The organism is Kitasatospora sp. NPDC001159 (genome assembly GCF_053598235.1).
Map to the genome: position 1 here is coordinate 157,954 of NZ_JBSFJV010000002.1, position 18,470 is coordinate 176,423.

The 18,470-nt window shown below is 68.8% G+C and carries 23 protein-coding genes; 1 reads left to right on the forward strand and 22 read right to left on the reverse strand.

What is annotated here, in order from left to right; all coding sequences use genetic code 11:
- Positions 1-68 precede the first annotated feature (68 nt).
- Positions 69-1,925 (reverse strand): glutamine--fructose-6-phosphate transaminase (isomerizing), encoded by a 1,857-nt coding sequence (gene glmS / locus ACWC9T_RS02135; RefSeq protein WP_449819145.1) that lies wholly within the window; start codon positions 1,923-1,925, stop codon positions 69-71.
- 99 nt (positions 1,926-2,024) lie between these two features.
- Here glmS and coaA point away from each other — a divergent pair, with 99 nt between their 5' ends.
- Positions 2,025-3,020, forward strand: a complete 996-nt coding sequence (gene coaA / locus ACWC9T_RS02140; RefSeq protein ID WP_449819147.1) for a type I pantothenate kinase — start codon at positions 2,025-2,027, stop codon at positions 3,018-3,020.
- A gap of 63 nt (positions 3,021-3,083) precedes the next feature.
- Here coaA and glmM read toward each other — a convergent pair whose 3' ends face one another.
- From glmM to rpsH, 21 genes are all read right to left on the reverse strand, one after another.
- Positions 3,084-4,448: a phosphoglucosamine mutase gene (glmM, locus tag ACWC9T_RS02145; RefSeq protein WP_449819148.1), complete on the reverse strand. Its 1,365-nt coding sequence runs from the start codon at positions 4,446-4,448 to the stop codon at positions 3,084-3,086.
- A gap of 161 nt (positions 4,449-4,609) precedes the next feature.
- Positions 4,610-5,113: a 30S ribosomal protein S9 gene (gene rpsI / locus ACWC9T_RS02150; RefSeq protein ID WP_449819149.1), complete on the reverse strand. Its 504-nt coding sequence runs from the start codon at positions 5,111-5,113 to the stop codon at positions 4,610-4,612.
- 46 nt (positions 5,114-5,159) lie between these two features.
- A complete protein-coding gene (rplM, locus tag ACWC9T_RS02155; protein WP_035848207.1) occupies positions 5,160-5,603 on the reverse strand; it encodes a 50S ribosomal protein L13 in 444 nt (147 codons plus the stop codon).
- A gap of 245 nt (positions 5,604-5,848) precedes the next feature.
- Positions 5,849-7,507 (reverse strand): ABC-F family ATP-binding cassette domain-containing protein, encoded by a 1,659-nt coding sequence (locus ACWC9T_RS02160; RefSeq protein ID WP_449819150.1) that lies wholly within the window; start codon positions 7,505-7,507, stop codon positions 5,849-5,851.
- Positions 7,508-7,562: 55 nt separating this feature from the next.
- Complete coding sequence (gene truA, locus ACWC9T_RS02165) at positions 7,563-8,486, reverse strand: tRNA pseudouridine(38-40) synthase TruA (protein WP_449819151.1); 924 nt, start codon at positions 8,484-8,486, stop codon at positions 7,563-7,565.
- A gap of 90 nt (positions 8,487-8,576) precedes the next feature.
- On the reverse strand, positions 8,577-9,056 hold the full coding sequence (gene rplQ, locus ACWC9T_RS02170; RefSeq protein ID WP_449819152.1) for a 50S ribosomal protein L17: 480 nt from the start codon (positions 9,054-9,056) through the stop codon (positions 8,577-8,579).
- 127 nt (positions 9,057-9,183) lie between these two features.
- Positions 9,184-10,206 carry a DNA-directed RNA polymerase subunit alpha gene (locus tag ACWC9T_RS02175; RefSeq protein WP_049649049.1) on the reverse strand — a complete coding sequence of 341 codons (1,023 nt, stop codon included), beginning with the start codon at positions 10,204-10,206 and terminating at the stop codon, positions 9,184-9,186.
- A gap of 182 nt (positions 10,207-10,388) precedes the next feature.
- On the reverse strand, positions 10,389-10,796 hold the full coding sequence (gene rpsK / locus ACWC9T_RS02180) for a 30S ribosomal protein S11 (RefSeq protein WP_030232513.1): 408 nt from the start codon (positions 10,794-10,796) through the stop codon (positions 10,389-10,391).
- A 72-nt stretch (positions 10,797-10,868) separates the two neighbouring features.
- Positions 10,869-11,249 (reverse strand): 30S ribosomal protein S13, encoded by a 381-nt coding sequence (rpsM, locus tag ACWC9T_RS02185; RefSeq protein WP_380608253.1) that lies wholly within the window; start codon positions 11,247-11,249, stop codon positions 10,869-10,871.
- Positions 11,250-11,425: 176 nt separating this feature from the next.
- Positions 11,426-11,539 carry a 50S ribosomal protein L36 gene (rpmJ, locus tag ACWC9T_RS02190; RefSeq protein WP_003956441.1) on the reverse strand — a complete coding sequence of 38 codons (114 nt, stop codon included), beginning with the start codon at positions 11,537-11,539 and terminating at the stop codon, positions 11,426-11,428.
- 32 nt (positions 11,540-11,571) lie between these two features.
- Entirely contained in the window at positions 11,572-11,793 is a 222-nt protein-coding gene (gene infA / locus ACWC9T_RS02195; protein ID WP_003956442.1) for a translation initiation factor IF-1, read from the reverse strand.
- 192 nt (positions 11,794-11,985) lie between these two features.
- The gene (gene mscL, locus ACWC9T_RS02200; protein ID WP_449819153.1) at positions 11,986-12,411 is read right to left on the reverse strand and encodes a large conductance mechanosensitive channel protein MscL; all 426 of its coding nucleotides are present in this window, start codon (positions 12,409-12,411) and stop codon (positions 11,986-11,988) included.
- A 142-nt stretch (positions 12,412-12,553) separates the two neighbouring features.
- Entirely contained in the window at positions 12,554-13,393 is an 840-nt protein-coding gene (gene map / locus ACWC9T_RS02205; RefSeq protein ID WP_449819154.1) for a type I methionyl aminopeptidase, read from the reverse strand.
- A 114-nt stretch (positions 13,394-13,507) separates the two neighbouring features.
- Entirely contained in the window at positions 13,508-14,161 is a 654-nt protein-coding gene (locus ACWC9T_RS02210) for an adenylate kinase (protein WP_449819155.1), read from the reverse strand.
- Entirely contained in the window at positions 14,161-15,471 is a 1,311-nt protein-coding gene (secY, locus tag ACWC9T_RS02215; RefSeq protein ID WP_449819156.1) for a preprotein translocase subunit SecY, read from the reverse strand. Before secY ends, ACWC9T_RS02210 begins: the two co-directional genes overlap by 1 nt.
- Before the next feature lie 325 nt (positions 15,472-15,796).
- Positions 15,797-16,249: a 50S ribosomal protein L15 gene (gene rplO, locus ACWC9T_RS02220; protein WP_255752515.1), complete on the reverse strand. Its 453-nt coding sequence runs from the start codon at positions 16,247-16,249 to the stop codon at positions 15,797-15,799.
- A 2-nt stretch (positions 16,250-16,251) separates the two neighbouring features.
- Positions 16,252-16,434, reverse strand: coding sequence for a 50S ribosomal protein L30 (rpmD, locus tag ACWC9T_RS02225; RefSeq protein WP_030055835.1), 183 nt, complete (start codon positions 16,432-16,434; stop codon positions 16,252-16,254).
- Complete coding sequence (rpsE, locus tag ACWC9T_RS02230; protein ID WP_449819157.1) at positions 16,434-17,054, reverse strand: 30S ribosomal protein S5; 621 nt, start codon at positions 17,052-17,054, stop codon at positions 16,434-16,436. Before rpsE ends, rpmD begins: the two co-directional genes overlap by 1 nt.
- A 48-nt stretch (positions 17,055-17,102) precedes the next feature.
- Positions 17,103-17,486 (reverse strand): 50S ribosomal protein L18, encoded by a 384-nt coding sequence (gene rplR / locus ACWC9T_RS02235; protein ID WP_031063032.1) that lies wholly within the window; start codon positions 17,484-17,486, stop codon positions 17,103-17,105.
- 3 nt (positions 17,487-17,489) lie between these two features.
- Positions 17,490-18,029 (reverse strand): 50S ribosomal protein L6, encoded by a 540-nt coding sequence (gene rplF / locus ACWC9T_RS02240; RefSeq protein WP_449819158.1) that lies wholly within the window; start codon positions 18,027-18,029, stop codon positions 17,490-17,492.
- Between the two features lie 22 nt (positions 18,030-18,051).
- Positions 18,052-18,459, reverse strand: coding sequence for a 30S ribosomal protein S8 (gene rpsH, locus ACWC9T_RS02245; protein WP_207810340.1), 408 nt, complete (start codon positions 18,457-18,459; stop codon positions 18,052-18,054).
- Positions 18,460-18,470: the final 11 nt, after the last annotated feature.

The following is an 18,470-nucleotide window of genomic DNA, read 5'->3' on the forward strand; positions in this document are numbered from 1 at the left end:
CACCGGACACAACGGCGCCCCTGCGGTAGGACGCAGCCACCGCAGGGACGCCGTGAGAGGCCGAGCGACTACTCGACGGTGACCGACTTCGCCAGGTTGCGCGGCTGGTCGACCTCGTGGCCCTTGGCCGTGGCCAGCTCGCAGGCGAAGACCTGGAGCGGGACGGTGGAGACCAGCGGCTGCAGCAGGGTCGGGGTCACCGGGATGCGGATCAGGTGGTCCGCGTACGGGACGACCGCCTCGTCGCCCTCCTCGGCGATCACGATGGTGCGGGCGCCGCGGGCCCGGATCTCCTGGATGTTGGAGACGATCTTGTCGTGCAGGATCGAGCGCCCGCGCGGCGAGGGCACGACCACCACGACCGGCAGCCCCTCCTCGATCAGCGCGATCGGCCCGTGCTTGAGCTCGCCCGCCGCGAAGCCCTCGGCGTGCATGTAGGCGAGCTCCTTGAGCTTGAGCGCACCCTCCAGGGCCACCGGGAAGCCGACGTGGCGGCCGAGGAACAGCACCGAGCGGGCGTCGGCCAGCGAGCGGGCCAGCTCGCGCACCGGCTCCATGGTCTCCAGGACCTGCTCGACCTGCTTCGGCGCGTCGCCGAGCTCCTTGATGACGGCGAAGATCTCGTCGCCCCACTTGGTGCCGCGCACCTGGCCCAGGTACAGGGCGACCAGGTAGCAGGCGATCAGCTGGGTCAGGAACGCCTTGGTGGACGCGACCGCGACCTCCGGGCCGGCGTGGGTGTACAGCACCGCGTCCGACTCGCGCGGGATGGTGGAGCCGTTGGTGTTGCAGATCGCCAGCACCTTGGCGCCCTGCTCCCGGGCGTGCCGCAGGGCCATCAGGGTGTCCATGGTCTCGCCGGACTGCGAGATGGCGATGACCAGCGTGCCCGGTCCCATGATCGGGTCGCGGTAGCGGAACTCCGAGGCGACCTCGACCTCGCAGGGGATGCGGGTCCAGTGCTCGATCGCGTACTTGGCGATCATGCCCGCGTGGAACGCGGTGCCGCAGGCGACGATGACGACCTTGTCCACCGAGCGCAGGTCCGCGTCGGAGATGCGCAGCTCGTCCAGGGTCAGCCGGCCGTCGGTGCCGATGCGGCCCAGCAGGGTGTCCGCGACGGCCTTCGGCTGCTCGGCGATCTCCTTGAGCATGAAGTAGTCGTAGCCGCCCTTCTCGGCGGCGGAGGCGTCCCAGTCGACGTGGTACTCGCGCACCTCCGCCGGGGTGCCGTCGAAGTTGGTCACCGTCACGGCCTCGTGACGCAGCTCGACGACCTGGTCCTGGCCCAGCTCGATCGCCTCACGGGTGTGCGCGATGAACGCGGCGACGTCCGAGGCGAGGAAGTTCTCGCCCTCACCGCGGCCCACCACCAGCGGCGAGTTGCGGCGGGCGCCGACCACCACGCCGGGCGCGTCCGCGTGCACGGCGACCAGGGTGAAGGCGCCGTCCAGACGGCGGCAGACCACGCGCATGGCCTCGGCGAGGTCGCCCTCGTACGCCTCGCCCAGCAGGTGGGCGACGACCTCGGTGTCGGTCTCGGACCGGAGGGTGTGGCCGCGCTCGGCGATCTCGGCGCGCAGCTGGGCGAAGTTCTCGATGATGCCGTTGTGGACCACGGCCACCCGGCAGTCGTCGTCCAGGTGGGGGTGGGCGTTGGCGTCCGTCGGGCCGCCGTGGGTGGCCCAGCGGGTGTGGCCGATGCCGGTGGTGCCGCCGGGCAGAGGGGACTCGGCGAGCGACTTCTCCAGGTTGCCGAGCTTTCCGGCACGCTTGTCCGTGACCAGGCTCCACTGCCCCTCGGAGTCCTGCGTCTGCACCGCGACACCGGCCGAGTCATAGCCCCGGTACTCCAGCCGCTGCAGACCAGCGATTACTACGTCGAGGGCGGACTGCGCGCCCACGTATCCAACAATTCCGCACATGCGTGCCAGCATAAGGGCGGTTCTGTGGCCGTATTCCCGTCTCGGGCCAACGCTGCGTGACCGACACCACAGCCACCGTGAACACCGCTACGGCTCACAATGGAGCATGTGCTGACCGAACTCTGTACGCGGGGCGCCGCCACGCCCGGCCCGTCGCCGTCCCCTTACGTGGACCTCAGCCGGGCCGAGTGGAGCGCGCTGCGCGAGCGTACGCCGCTGCCGCTGACCGCCGAGGAGGTGGAGCAGCTGCGCGGCCTCGGCACGGCCCTCGACCTGGACGAGGTCCGCGACGTCTACCTGCCGCTGTCCCGGCTGCTGAACCTGTACATCCACGCCACGCACGAGCTGCGCGGCACGCTGGGCACCTTCCTGGACACCCCGGACACCGAGCGCACCCGCACCCCGTTCATCATCGGCGTGGCCGGCTCGGTCGCGGTCGGCAAGTCCACCACCGCCCGCCTGCTGCAGGCCCTGCTGGCCCGCTGGCCCGAACACCCCCGGGTCGAACTGGTCACCACCGACGGCTTCCTGCTGCCCAACGCCGAGCTGCGCCGTCGCGGCCTGATGGCCCGCAAGGGCTTCCCGGAGTCGTACGACCGCCGGGCCCTGATGCGCTTCGTCGCGGACGTCAAGGCGGGCAAGGAGCGGGTCACCGCTCCGGTGTACTCGCACCTGGTGTACGACATCGTGCCGGACCAGCGGCTGACCGTGGAGCGCCCGGACATCCTGATCGTCGAGGGCCTGAACGTGCTCCAGCCGGCCCTGCCCGGCACCGACGGCCGCACCCGCCTCGCGGTGGCCGACTACTTCGACTTCTCGATCTACGTCGACGCCCGTACCGACGACATCGAGCACTGGTACCTGGACCGCTTCCGCAAGCTGCGGCAGACCGCCTTCCAGGACCCGAACTCCTACTTCCGCCGCTTCACCGAGGTGCCGGAGGAGGAGGCGATGGAGTACGGCCGCCAGGTCTGGCGCACCATCAACAAGCCCAACCTGCTGGAGAACGTGCTGCCCACGCGCGGCCGGGCCACCCTGATCCTGCAGAAGGGCCAGGACCACAAGGTCCGCCGGGCACTGCTGCGCAAGCTCTAGCACGCTCCGGAAACGACGCCAGGCCCCCACTGGTCCAGTGGGGGCCTTCGCCGTACCGGGGGCTCAGCCCAGGTGGGTGCGCACCGCCTCGGCCAGCCGCTGCGCGACCGCCTCGGCCTGCGCCGGGTCGGCGGCCTCGACCATGACCCGGACCAGCGGCTCGGTGCCGGACGGGCGCAGCAGCACCCGGCCGGTGGAGCCCAGCTCGGCCTCGGCCGCGGCGACCGCCCCGGTCAGCTCGACGCTGGTCTTCACCCGGCTCTTGTCGACGCCCTTGACGTTGATCAGCACCTGCGGCAGACGGGTCATCACGGCGGCCAGGTCGGCCAGCGGCTGCTTGGTGGCGGCCAGTCGGGCGCCCAGCATCAGGCCGGTCAGGGTGCCGTCACCGGTGGTGGCGTGGTCCAGCAGGATGACGTGGCCGGACTGCTCGCCGCCCAGCGCGAAGCCGTGCTCCTTCATCGCCTCCAGCACGTAGCGGTCGCCGACCGCGGTCTCCACCAGGTCGATGCCCTCGCGCTCCATCGCCAGCTTGAAGCCGAGGTTGGACATCACGGTGGCCACCGCGGTGTTGCGGCGCAGGGTGCCGGCCTCCTTCATGGCGACGGCGAGGATGGCGATGATCTGGTCGCCGTCCACCTCGTTGCCCTCGGCGTCGGCGGCCAGGCAGCGGTCGGCGTCGCCGTCCAGGGCGATACCGAGGTCGGCCTGGTGCTCCTTCATGGCGACGCGCAGCCGGTCCAGGTGGGTGGAGCCGACACCGTCGTTGATGTTGAGGCCGGTGGGCTCGGCCCCCAGGGTGTGGACGACCTCGGCGCCGGCCCGGGCGAAGGCCTCGGGGGCGACGTACGCGGCCGCGCCGTGGGCGCCGTCGATGACGACCTTGATGCCGTCCAGGCGGTTGGGCAGCACGCCGATCAGGTGGGCGACGTACTTGTCGAAGCCCTCGGTGTACTCGCGCACCCGGCCGACGGCCGCGCCGGTGGGACGGTTCCAGTCCTCGCCGCCGACCGTGTACTTGCGGTAGTGCGCCTCGATCGCGTCCTCGATCCGGTCGTCCAGCTTGTGGCCGCCGCGGGCGAGGAACTTGATGCCGTTGTCCGGCATGGCGTTGTGGCTGGCGGACAGCATCACGCCGAAGTCGGCGCCGAGCGCGCCGGTGAGGTAGGCCACGGCCGGGGTGGGCAGGACACCGACCCGCAGGACGTCGACGCCGGAGCTCGCCAGACCGGCGATGACCGCGGCCTCCAGGAACTCGCCCGAGGCACGCGGGTCGCGGCCGACCACCGCGACCGGCCGGTGACCGTCGAAGGCGCCGGCCTCACCGAGCACATGCGCGGCCGCGACCGACAGGCCGAGCGCCAGCTCCGCCGTCAGGCCCTCGTTCGCCACCCCGCGTACGCCGTCCGTACCGAAGAGTCGTCCCACTGTCCGTCCTCCATCACCATGCTCGGAACCCACCGATGATCCCGGCCGCCGCACGTGAGCCGGGGAACACGTCGCCCCGGAGTACGCGGGGTACTCCGGGGCGACGGTTTGCGCAACCAGGGGGTGCGCCGCCAGGGCGGACCGCACCCCCGGGGGCGCGACTAGCGCTTGCTGTACTGCGGCGCCTTGCGGGCCTTCTTCAGACCGGCCTTCTTGCGCTCGACGGCGCGGGCGTCACGGGTCAGGAAGCCGGCCTTCTTGAGGGCGCCGCGGTTGTTGTCCACGTCGGCCTCGTTCAGGGCACGGGCAACGCCGAGGCGCAGCGCGTAGGCCTGGCCGGAGACGCCGCCACCGCTGATGCGGGCGACGACGTCGTAACGGCCGTCCAGCTCGAGGAGCTTGAAGGGCTCGTTCACGGTCTGCTGGTGCACCTTGTTGGGGAAGTAGTCCTCAAGGGTGCGACCGTTGATCTTCCACTGGCCGGTGCCGGGGACGATGCGCACGCGGGCGATCGCCTCCTTGCGACGGCCGAGGCCGGCGCCGGGGACGGCCTCGCCGAAGCGGCCGGCCAGGGACTCGGAGGTGTAGGTCTCCTCGGAGGTGTACTCGCCCTCGACGACGGTCTCGTCGAAGTCGACCTCAAGGGTTTCAGTGGTCTCGGCCACGGTGTTCCTCAGCTCTTTTCAGTGATGGGGGGCTTGGTGGCCGGAATTACTGCGCGACCTGGGTGATCTCGAACGGCACCGGCTGCTGGGCAGCGTGGGGGTGCTGGTCGCCCGAGTAGACCTTCAGCTTCGAGAGCATCTGACGGCCCAGGCTGTTCTTGGGGATCATGCCCTTGATGGCCTTCTCGACGGCCTTCTCCGGGTTCTTGTCCAGGAGGTCGTCGTAGCGCACCGAGCGCAGACCGCCCGGGAAGCCCGAGTGGCGGTAGGCCAGCTTCTGGGTCTTCTTGTTACCGGACAGGTGCACCTTGTCGGCGTTGATGATGATGACGAAGTCACCAGTGTCAACGTGCGGCGCGTAGATCGCCTTGTGCTTGCCCCGGAGGAGGTTGGCGGCCTGGGAGGCCAGGCGGCCGAGCACGACGTCGGTCGCGTCGATGACGTGCCACTGACGCTGGACGTCGCCGGGCTTGGGGCTGTACGTACGCACGGTCGTAGCCTTCGCTTTTCAGTGAGTGAGTCCTGACAGGAGCACCCGGACGGAAGAGCAGCCTGGCCAACCTTGGACGCAATTCAAGGGGGACCGCTGGTCGTCGACCTGATGTCTCCGGCGTACCGACCTCTCACGTGAGATAGAGCGAGCCAATACGCACATCAAGCGTCCAGGTTACCGGGCGGGCGGGGAGGGGTCAAAAATCGCCTCGTCCACCGGCCGAAGGCCCCTCCCCCGGCAACTCAGCGTTCGCGCTCCACCCGGGTGACGTCCCACACCGGCTCGGGCGACTCGTACACCCGCCCGTCCGCGCCGAACACCAGGAAGCGGTCGAAGGTCTTGGCGAACCAGCGGTCGTGGGTGACGCACAGCACCGTGCCGTCGAAGGCCTCCAGCCCGGCCTGCAGCGCCTCGGCGCTCTCCAGGTCCAGGTTGTCGGTCGGCTCGTCGAGCAACAGGGCCGTCACGCCGGAGAGTTCGAGCTTGAGGATCATCAGCCGGGCCTGCTGTCCACCGGACAGCGACTCGAACTTCTGCTCCTCCTGACGGTCCAGCTCGTACCGGCGCAGCGCGCCCATCGCGGCGCCGCGGCTGAGCGCGTGCTCCTCCTCGATGATCGAGCGGACGGTCCGGCCGAACAGCTCCGGGTGGGCGTGGGTCTGCCGGAAGTGGCCGGGCACCACCCGGGCGCCGAGCTTCCAGTTGCCCGTGTGCGCCACGGTCCCGTCGCCGGCCAGCAGCCGCAGGAAGTGCGACTTGCCGGAGCCGTTGGAGCCGAGCACCGCGACCCGCTCGCCGTAGAAGACCTCCAGGTCGAAGGGCTTCATCAGACCGGTGAGCTCCAGCCGCTCCATGGTGAAGGCGCGCACGCCGGTGCGCCCGCCCTTGAGCCGCATGGTGATGGTCTGCTCGCGCGGCGGCGCCTCCGGCGGGCCGGCGTCCTCGAACTTCTTCAGCCTGGTCTGGGCGGCGGCGTAGCGGGAGGCCATCTCGTGGCTGACGGCGGCGGCCTGACGCAGGGTGACGACCAGCTTCTTGAGCTTGGCGTGCTCCTCGTCCCAGCGGCGGCGCAGCTCCTCGAAGCGCTCGAAGCGGGCCTTGCGGGCCTCGTGGAAGGTGTCGAAGCCGCCGCCGTGCACCCAGACGCTGCTGCCGGCCGCGCCGGACTCGACGCTGATGATCTTGTCGGCGGTACGGGAGAGCAGTTCCCGGTCGTGCGAGATGAACAGGACGGTCTTCGAGGTGGCCTTGATGGCCTCCTCCAGCCAGCGCTTGGCCGGTACGTCCAGGTAGTTGTCGGGCTCGTCGAGCAGCAGCACCTCGTCCGGGCCGCGCAGCAGCGCCTCCAGCACCAGCCGCTTCTGCTCACCGCCGGAGAGGGTGTTCAGGCCGCGCCACTGGGCCTTGTCGAAGGGCATGCCGAGGGCCGCCATGGTGCAGACGTCCCAGTCGGTCTCGTAGTCGTAGCCGCCCACGTCCGCCCAGTCGGAGAGCGCCTGGGCGTAGGCCATCTGCGTCTTCTCGTCGTCCTGGGCGATCATCGCCAGCTCGGCGGCGTCCACCGCGCGGGCGGCCTTGGCGATCCGCTCGGGGGCGACCGAGACCAGCAGGTCGCGCACCGAGGCGTCGGCCGGCAGCGCGCCCGGGGCGGACTGCTGGTCCTCGCGGCCGGTGGTGCCGACGAACTGGCGCATCACGCCGAGCCCGCCGCTGATCGTCACCGTGCCGCCGTGCGGCTGGATGTCCCCCGCGATCATGCGCAGCAGCGTCGTCTTGCCGGCGCCGTTGGCCCCGACCAGGGCGACCGCGGCACCCTCGCCGACCCGGAAGGACGCGTCGTCGAACAGCACCCGCCCGTCCGGCAGGTAGTACTCCAGGTGCGAAATCTCGACGTGTCCCATGGGAGCGATTGTCCCAAGCGGACGCCCCCGGCCAAAACGGATTAAGGACCGGTCTTCAGGCTCCCGCCTGGGTGGCGGCGGGCTGCCCGGGCAGGGTCCGCATCCGCCTGGCCTGGCGGTTGCGCTCGGCGAGCTGGTCGTCCGGCGGGTAGCCGACCTCCTCAAGGGTGAGCCCGTACGGCCGGATCACGTTGACGGCCGAGTTGCGCACTCCGCCGGCCAGCACCTCGCCGGGGAACTCCACCGGCCGGTGCCCGTCGCCGACCAGCAGCATCGCGCCGACCAGCGCCCGGACCATGTTGTGGCAGAAGGCGTCGGCCCGGACGGTGGCGACCGCCAGCGAGCCCTCCTGGGCGGCGTAGGTGTCCACCGGGACGCGGTCCCAGTGCAGCTCCAGCAGGGTGCGGATGGTGGTGGCGCCCTCGCGCTTCTTGCAGTACGCGGCGAAGTCGTGCTCGCCGAGCAGGAGCTTCGCGGCCGCGTTCATCTTCTCCAGGTCCAGCGGCCGGTCGTGCCAGAGCACGTGCCCGCGCAACAGCGGGTCGACCCCGCCGGGGTGGTCGGCGACCCGGTACGCGTACCGGCGCCAGATCGCCGAGAAGCGCGCGTCGAACCCGGCCGGCGCCTCGCCGACCCGGTAGATCCGGACGTCCCCGGGCAGCCGCCCGGCCAGCCGGCGCAGCAGCTTCTCCCGGTGCGCCTCCCACAGCTCGGCCGGCAGGTCGACGTGGGCGACCTGGCCGCGGGCGTGCACCCCGGCGTCGGTGCGGCCGGCCACGGTGAGCGGGAAGAGCTCCTGGCTGCGGGTGACGACCTGCAGCGCGCTCTCGATCTCCTCCTGGACCGTCCGGCGGCCGCCCTTCTGGCGGGCCCAGCCGGAGAACTCGGCGCCGTGGTAGGCGAGGTCGAGCCGGACGCGGACGTACCCGTCGGCCGGACCGTCCTTCACCGGCGGCTGCTCGGCGCAATCACTGACCACTGCTTCTCTTCTCCCAGGGACCTCGCGGACAAGGAACGGGCCCGCTCCCCCATCACTGGGAAAGCGGGCCCGCGGCAACACCTAGAGGCGTCAGGCCTGCTCGGCCTCGGCGGCCTCGTCGGCCTTGGTCTCCTCGACCTTGGCCTCCTCGGCCTCCTTGACGGCGCGCTTGGTGGCGGCCTCGGCCTCGCCGACGGCGGTCTGCGCGACGGTCAGCGCCTCGACCAGCTCGATCACGGCCATCGGGGCGTTGTCGCCACGACGGGGACCGATCTTGGTGATGCGGGTGTAGCCACCCGGGCGGTTCTCGTAGCGCGGCGCGATCTCGGTGAAGAGGGTGTGCAGCACGGAGACGTCGGTGATCGTCTTGCGCACCAGGCGACGGTTGTGGATGTCGCCCTTCTTCGCCTTGGTGATCAGCTTCTCCGCCAGCGGGCGCATCCGACGGGCCTTGGCCTCGGTCGTGGTGATGCGGCCGTACTGGAACAGCTCCCGGCACAGACCGGCGAGCAGCAGCGGCTCGTGGTGCGGGCCGCCGCCGAGGCGGGCACCCTTGGTGGGACGCGGCATGGAATTACTCCTCGAATCTCCGACTGCGGCCGTACCAGGTACCGCAGCGGGCGTACGGGCACTGTGCCCGCACGGCTTTCATGACGACGGGGGCGGCTCCGTGGAACCGCCCCCGCGGCCAAATCTCTTAGTACTGCTCGGTCTCGGCGAAGTGCGAGTCGTCGAGGTCGTCGGCGCCGAAGGCGTCGGCGGCAGCGGTCGGGTCGAACCCGGGCGGGCTGTCCTTGAGGGCCAGGCCCATGCCGGCCAGCTTCGCCTTGACCTCGTCGATCGACTTCGCGCCAAAGTTGCGGATGTCGAGCAGGTCGGCCTCGGAGCGGGCGACGAGCTCACCCACGGTGTGGATGCCCTCGCGCTTGAGGCAGTTGTAGGAGCGGACGGTGAGCTCCAGCTCCTCGATCGGCAGCGCCAGGTCGGCGGCCAGGGCGGCGTCCGTCGGGGACGGGCCCATGTCGATGCCCTCGGCGTCGATGTTCAGCTCGCGGGCGAGGCCGAACAGCTCCACCAGGGTCTTGCCGGCCGAGGCCATGGCGTCGCGCGGACGCATGGCGGGCTTGGTCTCGACGTCGACGATCAGCTTGTCGAAGTCGGTCCGCTGCTCGACACGGGTGGCCTCGACCTTGTAGGTGACCTTCAGCACCGGGCTGTAGATCGAGTCGACCGGGATGCGGCCGATCTCCTGGCCGGAGGCCTTGTTCTGGACGGCGGAGACGTAGCCGCGACCGCGCTCGACGGTCAGCTCCATCTCCAGCTTGCCCTTGCCGTTCAGCGTGGCGAGGACCAGCTCGGGGTTGTGCACCTCGACACCCGCCGGCGGGGCGATGTCGGCGGCGGTGACGACACCCGGGCCCTGCTTGCGCAGGTACATCACGACCGGCTCGTCGTGCTCCGAGGAGACGACCAGCTGCTTGATGTTGAGGATGAGGTCGGTCACGTCCTCCTTGACGCCCGGCACGGTGGTGAACTCGTGCAGGACGCCGTCGATGCGGATGCTGGTGACAGCGGCACCCGGGATCGACGACAGGAGCGTGCGGCGCAGGGAGTTGCCGAGGGTGTAGCCGAAGCCCGGCTCCAGCGGCTCGATCACGAACCGCGAGCGGAACTCGTCGACGACCTCTTCGGTCAGCGAGGGACGCTGAGCGATAAGCATGGGGTTTCGATCCTCCAGTCTTCGGCGCCCACTATTTGACGCCGAACGAATGGCCATGAGGCGGTGGCCTCATGCCAAGCGTACGGGCTCCTGCACGCTGTGTTGAATCAACTGCGCAGGAGCCCGTACGAGGTTTAAAGCAGAACCCAGGCCCGGGTCGCCCCCAGAGGGGACGACACGGGTCAGACGCGGCGGCGCTTCGGCGGACGGCAGCCGTTGTGCGGGGTGGGGGTGACGTCCTGGATCGAGCCGACCTCCAGGCCGGTGGCCTGGAGCGAACGGATCGCGGTCTCGCGGCCGGAGCCCGGACCCTTCACGAAGACGTCAACCTTGCGCATGCCGTGCTCCTGCGCGCGACGGGCAGCGGCCTCGGCGGCCATCTGCGCGGCGAACGGGGTGGACTTGCGCGAGCCCTTGAAGCCGACGTGGCCGGCGGAGGCCCAGGAGATCACGTTGCCCGCGGGGTCGGTGATCGAAACGATGGTGTTGTTGAACGTGCTCTTGATGTGCGCGTGGCCGTGAGCGACGTTCTTCTTTTCCTTGCGGCGGATCTTCTTCGCGCCGGCAGCCTGACGACCCTTGGGGGGCATAAGTCTGTTCTCCTACTGAGGTGGTCGGTCCGCTGACCCGCGGGCCGGAGGGATGTCCGGTTACGGGACGGACTACTTCTTGCCCGGCTTCTTCTTACCGGCGATCGCGCGACGCGGGCCCTTGCGGGTACGCGCGTTGGTGTGGGTGCGCTGGCCGCGGACCGGCAGGCCCCGGCGGTGACGCAGACCCTCGTAGCAGCCGATCTCGACCTTGCGGCGGATGTCGGCGGCCACCTCGCGGCGGAGGTCACCCTCGACCGTGAAGTTGGCGTCGATGTACTGGCTCAGCTTGACCAGGTCGTCCTCGGTGATGTCGCGAACGCGGACATCCGGGTTGACGCCGGTCTCGGCGAGGGTCTGCTGGGCGCGGGTACGGCCGATGCCGTACACGTAGGTGAGGGCGATCTCGATCCGCTTCTCACGGGGGAGATCAACGCCGGCGAGGCGTGCCATTCAAGGCTCCTGTGGTTCTTCAGAGGTCTTGCGTGCTACCTACTCCGACACCTCACGGTGAGGGAGCCCCGGCCTCTGACCGGGGGCGGCAGTCCGTCCGTTCCGAGACGGATCGGGTAGCCCGCTTATGACGTTTTCGCGTCGCGCGAAGTACTACGAGAAATGCTGGGGAGAGATCAGCCCTGGCGCTGCTTGTGGCGCAGGTTGTCGCAGATCACCATGACCCGGCCGTGACGGCGGATCACCTTGCACTTGTCGCAGATCTTCTTGACGCTCGGCTTGACCTTCATGTTCAGGTTCTCCGGGTCTAGATCTGACGTTCTTACTTGTAGCGGTAGACGATCCGGCCGCGCGTGAGGTCGTAGGGGCTGAGCTCCACGACGACCCGGTCGTCCGGCAGGATGCGGATGTAGTGCATGCGCATCTTGCCACTGATGTGCGCGAGGACCTTGTGACCGTTCTGCAGCTCGACCTTGAACATCGCGTTCGGAAGAGACTCGATCACGGTGCCCTCGATCTCAATGGCGCCTTGCTTCTTAGCCATGAACTGCGAGATCCACCTTCCGGGACCGGCTACCGTATGCGGAACGCTCGTGCGAACCTGGGTTCACCCCATCCCCGAGGGGAAGAGGGCGTGCTGAAGCACGCTACGAGTGAGCCGACGGTCCATCCTACGCCAGCGCGTCCGATGGGCCAAAACCGGGACCCGGAAGGCGGTACTCGTCACACCCGTACGTCAGACACCGGTGGAGGCGGCCAGCGGCTCCACGTGGGCGGTGCAGGCCGAGCAGCGGCGGGCAGCCGCGGGGATCTCGGTCAGGCACTCGGGGCAGGGGCGCTTCGGGGCCTTCGGCTTCTTCGGCAGGTAGCGCTCGGTGGCCTTGGTGATCGGCAGCACCACGCAGAAGTACAGCACCGCGGCGGTCATGACGAACGCGATCAGCACGTTCAGGAACTGGCCGTACGGGAAGGTGACCCCGGCGACGGTCGCCTTGTACGAGCTGAAGTCGCCGGCCGCGCCGACCACCACACCGACCAGCGGGGTGAGGAAGGCCGACACGAAGCCGGTCACCACGGCGGTGAACGCGGCACCGATGACCACACCGACCGCCATGTCGACGACGTTGCCGCGCATCATGAAGTCGCGGAATCCCTTGAGCACGTGCTCTCTCCTGCATCGATCGAGGGCCAGCCGAGCCGCAGTTTGCCACTGCGGGCCATTAAAAATAGGACAAAAGCCCTGGAGGTCCAAACCTCCAGGGCTCTGATCCCTAGTCAGGAGCGGCAGTCGGATGCCGCGGCGGCTACGCCAGCGGGTCCGGAGCTGCGGTGACGCCCAGCTTGGCGAGCTCGGCCTTGCCGCCGTCGAAGGCGGTCAGCACCAGCGGGCCCTGCTCGGTGACGGCCACCGAGTGCTCCCAGTGCGAGGCCCAGGTGCCGTCGTTGGTGACGACCGTCCACTCGTCGTCCAGCACGGCGGTGTGCGGGGTGCCCAGCGAGACCATCGGCTCGATCGCCAGCACCGTGCCGGGGACCAGCTTCGGGCCCTTGCCGCGGCCGCGCTCGACGTAGTTCAGCACGTGCGGCTCCATGTGCATCGCGGTGCCGATGCCGTGGCCGCCGTAGCCCTCGGTGATGCCCCACTTGCCCTTGGGCGGCAGCGGCTGGCGGCGGATGTAGCCCTCGATCGCCTTGGAGACGTCGACCAGGCGGTTGTTCTTCTTCATCTGGGCGATGCCGGCCCACATCGAGCCCTCGGTCACCCGGCTCAGCATCTCGACCTCGGGGCGGACCTCGCCGACCGCGACGGTGATCGCCGAGTCGCCGTGCCAGCCGTCCAGGATGGCGCCGCAGTCGATCGAGATGATGTCGCCCTCCTGCAGCACCCGCTCGCCCGGGATGCCGTGGACGACCTCGTTGTTCACCGAGGCGCAGATCACGCCGGGGAACCACAGGCCGCCGTGGTGGGCGCGGAAGTTCGAGGTGGCGCCGTGGTCAGTGATGACCTTGTCGGCGATGTCGTTGAGCTCCTGGGTGGTCACCCCGGGAGCGACCGCCTCACGGCAGGCCTTGAGCGCCTCGGCGACGACCAGCCCGGCCGCTCGCATCTTCGCGATCTGCTCGGGGGTCTTGATCTCCACCATCAGGTCACGCCTTCCAAGTCCGGATTAACTGCCTACCACCGTACGACGCCGAAACGGCCGGGCCGCCCGCTCCACGGGCGATCCGGCCGTACACGCGTACTCCGCTGAGGGAACTCAGCCGTTCTGCTTCAGCGCCTCGATCGCGCGCTGGGTGACCTCGTCCACCTTGCCGAGGGCCGAGATCGTCGCCACCAGGCCCTGCTGGACGTAGTAGTCGATGATCGGCTCGGTCTCCGTGTGGTAGACCTCCAGGCGGGTGCGCACCTTGTCCTCGGTGTCGTCCGAGCGCTGGTACAGCTCGCCGCCGCACTCGTCGCAGACGCCCTCGGCCTTCGGCGGGTTGTAGTCCACGTGGAAGACGTGGCCACCGTCGTTGCGGCACAGGCGGCGGCCAGCGATCCGGCGGACGACCTCGTCCTCGGGGACCTCCAGGTCCAGCACGCCGTCCAGCTTGATGCCCTGCTCAGCGAGGAACTCGTCCAGCGCCTTGGCCTGGCCCAGGTTGCGGGGGAAGCCGTCGAGCAGGAAGCCGTTGGCGGCGTCGGCCTGGAGCATGCGGTCCTTGGCCATCCCGATGGTGACCTCATCCGGCACCAGGCGACCCGCGTCCATGTAGCTCTTGGCCTCGAGCCCCAGCGGGGTGCCCTGGCCGATGTTGGCGCGGAACAGGTCGCCGGTGGAGATGTGGGGGATGGACAGGGTCTTGGCGAGCAAGTGCGCCTGAGTACCCTTCCCGGCCCCGGGAGGACCAACGAGGACGATACGCATCAGCGGAGGAACCCTTCGTAATTGCGCTGCTGGAGCTGGCTCTCGATCTGCTTCACAGTTTCGAGTCCGACGCCGACGACGATGAGAACGCTGGTGCCGCCGAACGGGAAGTTGGTCTGCTGTCCGAAGGCGACCAGGGCGATCATCGGGATCAACGCGATCAGGCCCAGGTAGAGCGAACCCGGCCACGTGATTCGGGTCAGCACGTAGTTCAGGTACTCGGCCGTCGGCCGGCCGGCCCGGATGCCCGGGATGAAGCCACCATACTTCTTCATATTGTCGGCAACTTCTTCGGGGTTGAAGGAGATCGCGACGTAGAAGAAGGCGAAGAAGACGATCAGCAGGAAGTAGGTGGCCATGTAGATCGGGTGGTCACCCCTGACGAAGTTCTGCTTGATCCACACCGCCCAGCCCGCCTGGCTGTTGGTCAGCTGGACCACGAGAGCGGGGATGTACAGCAGCGACGAGGCGAAGATGACCGGGATGACACCGGCCTGGTTCACCTTGAGCGGGATGTAGGTCGAGGTGCCGCCGAACGCCCGGCGGCCGATCATCCGCTTCGCGTACTGGACCGGGATCCGGCGCTGGGCCTGCTCGACGAAGATGACCAGCATCACGACGATGACGCCGACCGCGACCACGGACAGGAACTCGACCCAGCCGCCGCCGATGGTGCCGGACTGCTTGATCGCCCACATCGAGGTCGGGAACTGCGCCGCGATCGAGGTGAAGATCAGCAGCGACATGCCGTTGCCGATGCCGCGGTCGGTGATCAGCTCGCCCAGCCACATGATGACCGTGGTGCCGGCCGTCATCGTGATGACCATGGTGGCGATCCGGAACACCGAGGTGTCCGGCACGATCTGGTTGGCCAGCGGGCAGCCCGAGAACAGCGCACCGCTGGAGGCCGTCGCCACGATGCCGGTGCCCTGGAGCACGGCGAGCGCGATGGTCAGGTAGCGGGTGTACTGGGTGATCTTCGCCGTACCGGCCTGGCCCTCCTTCTTCAGCGCCTCCAGTCGCGGGATCACGACGGTGAGGAGTTGGAGGATGATGCTCGCCGTGATGTACGGCATGATGCCGAGGGCGAAGATCGTCAGCTGGAGGAGCGCGCCACCGCTGAACAGGTTGACGAGCCCGAAGAGGCCGTTGTTCTTGGTCTCCTTCACGCACTCGTTCACGGCCGTGAAGCTCACGCCCGGGATCGGAATGTGCGAGCCCAGCCGGAACAGCACCATGATGCCCAGCGTGAACAGCAGCTTCTTGCGCAGGTCGGGCGTCTGGAACGCCCGCGCGAACGCACTGAGCACGGTGCCTCCTGCGCCTCCCGCGCGTCGTCGGCGGGAGGGTCGGTCCTGGAATGGGGAGTTTGCGGTTCGGGCTCCCGTACAGACGGCACAGGCGAGCCTACGCGCAGCCTACAAGGGAACTCCACGGACTCTAACAGTGCGCGGCCACTCGAAAGAAGCGCGTACGGCCGCTCCCCCACTCACGGGGTACGGGATGCCCGGTTTTGCCACACAAAAGAACGAGAGCCCCACCGGGCCGGAGCGGCCAATGCGGAATGGCCCGAAAAAGCACGAGCCCCGCACTTCCCGGAGGAAGTGCGGGGCTCGAAGCCGGTGGTCAGCGGGCTCAGACGAGCTCGGTGACCGTACCGCCGGCGGCGGTGATCTTCTCGGCGGCCGAGCCGGAGACGGCGTCGACCGTCACCTGCAGGGCAACCGAGATCTCGCCGGTGCCGAGCACCTTGACGAGGGAGTTCTTGCGAACCGCGCCCTTGGCGACCAGGTCCTCGACCGTGACCTCGCCACCCTGCGGGTAGAGCTCGGCCAGCTTGTCGAGGTTGACAACCTGGAACGTGATCTTGAACGGGTTCTTGAAGCCCTTCAGCTTCGGCAGGCGCATGTGGAGCGGCATCTGGCCACCCTCGAAGCGCTGCGGAACCTGGTAGCGGGCCTTGGTGCCCTTGGTGCCACGACCGGCGGTCTTACCCTTGGAGCCCTCACCACGACCCACGCGGATCTTGTCGGTCTTGGCACCCGGGGCGGGACGCAGGTTGTGGATCTTGATCGGGTTGTCGCCCATGATCAGTCCACCTCCTCAACCGTCACCAGGTGACGGACCGTGTGGGCCATCCCGCGGATCTCGGGACGGTCCTCCTTCACCACGACGTCGTGCATGCGCTTGAGGCCAAGCGAACGCAGGGTGTCACGGTGGTTCTGCTTGCTGCCGATGTACGACTTGGTCTGCGTGATCTTCAGGCGAGCCATCAGGCGCTCACCCCAGCAGCACGCGCCCGCAGCAGAGCGGCGGGGGCCACGTCCTCCAGCGGCAGGCCACGACGGGCGGCGATCTCCTCGGGGCGCACGAGGCCCTTCAGAGCAGCCACGGTGGCGTGCACGATGTTGATCGCGTTGTCCGAGCCGAGCGACTTCGACAGGATGTCGTGGATGCCGGCGCACTCCAGGACGGCACGCACCGGACCACCGGCGATAACACCGGTACCGGGGGCGGCGGGCTTCAGCAGCACGACGCCGGCGGCCTTCTCACCCTGAACCGGGTGCGGGATGGTGCCCTGGATACGGGGGACGCGGAAGAAGTTCTTCTTGGCCTCCTCAACACCCTTGGCGATGGCGGCCGGAACCTCCTTCGCCTTGCCGTAACCGACACCCACGGTGCCCTCGCCATCGCCCACCACGACGAGCGCGGTGAAGCTGAAGCGACGGCCACCCTTGACAACCTTGGCAACACGGTTGATCGCGACGACGCGCTCGACGTAAGCGGTCTTCTCGACAGCCTGGGCGCTGCCCTGACCGTCACGCTTACGGTCGCGCCGCTCGCCACCCGTGCCGCGACCGGCGCCGCCTTCGCGGCGCTGGGGTCCAGCCATTGGAATTACCTCTCTCGTTTACGTCCGTCGACAGAGTCGACGAGCGGCTTAGAAGTCGAGCCCGGCCTCGCGAGCCGCGTCCGCCAGGGCGGCGATGCGGCCGGCGTACCGGTTGCCCGCGCGGTCGAAGACGACCGACTCGATGCCGGCGGCCTTGGCGCGCTCGGCGACCAGGCTCCCGACCTTCTTGGCCAGCTCGGTCTTGTCGCCCTCGGTGCCCTTGATGGACACGTCGAGGGTGGACGCCGACGCCAGGGTGTGACCCTTGGCGTCGTCGATGACCTGGGCGACCATGTGACGGTTCGAGCGCGTCACGACGAGACGCGGACGCACCTCGGTGCCGACGACGCGCTTGCGAACGCGGATCGCGCGGCGCTTGCGAGCGGCGCTCTTGTAGGCGTTGCCCTTGCCGATCTTGACAGAGACACTCATCGCTTACTTACCACTCTTTCCGACCTTGCGGCGGATGACCTCGCCCGCGTACTTGACGCCCTTGGCCTTGTACGGGTCGGGCTTGCGCAGCTTGCGGATGTTCGCGGCGATCTCGCCGACCTTCTGCTTGTCGATGCCGTCCACGTGGAACTTGGTGGGCGACTCGACGACGAAGGAGATGCCCTCCGGCGCGGTGACCAGGATCGGGTGGCTGTAGCCGAGCGAGAACTCCATGTCGGAGCCCTTCGCCGCGACGCGGTAGCCGACACCGCTGATCTCCAGCGACTTGCGGTAGCCCGCGGTCACGCCGGTGATCATGTTCGCCACCAGCGTGCGGGTCAGGCCGTGCAGGGCCTTCGAGCGACGCTCGTCGTTCGGGCGGGTGACGAGCACGGTGCCGTCCTCGCCCTTGCCGATCTCGATCGGCTCAGCGACGACGTGGGTGAGCGAGCCCTTGGGGCCCTTCACCGAGACCGTCTGGCCATCGATGGTGACGTCCACGCCAGCGGGGACCTGGATGGGCAGCCGTCCAATGCGCGACATTGCTGTACCTCCGTTTCCCGAATTACCAGACGTAGGCGAGAACTTCTCCGCCTACGCCCTTCTTGGCGGCCTGCTTGTCGGTCAGGAGGCCGGACGACGTGGAGATGATCGCCACGCCCAGGCCGCCGAGCACCTTCGGCAGGTTGGTGGACTTTGCGTAAACGCGCAGACCCGGCTTGCTGATGCGCTTGATGCCGGCGATGGAGCGCTCACGGTTGGGGCCGAACTTGAGCTCGATGGTCAGCTTCTTGCCGACCTCGCCCTCAGCGGGCTCCTCAACCTTGTAGGAGGAGATGTAACCCTCCTGCTGCAGGATCTCGGCGACGTGCGCCTTGATCTTGCTCGACGGCATCGCGACAGAGTCGTGGTACGCCGAGTTCGCGTTACGCAGACGCGTGAGCATGTCTGCGATGGGGTCGGTCATGGTCATGATGGCCTCAG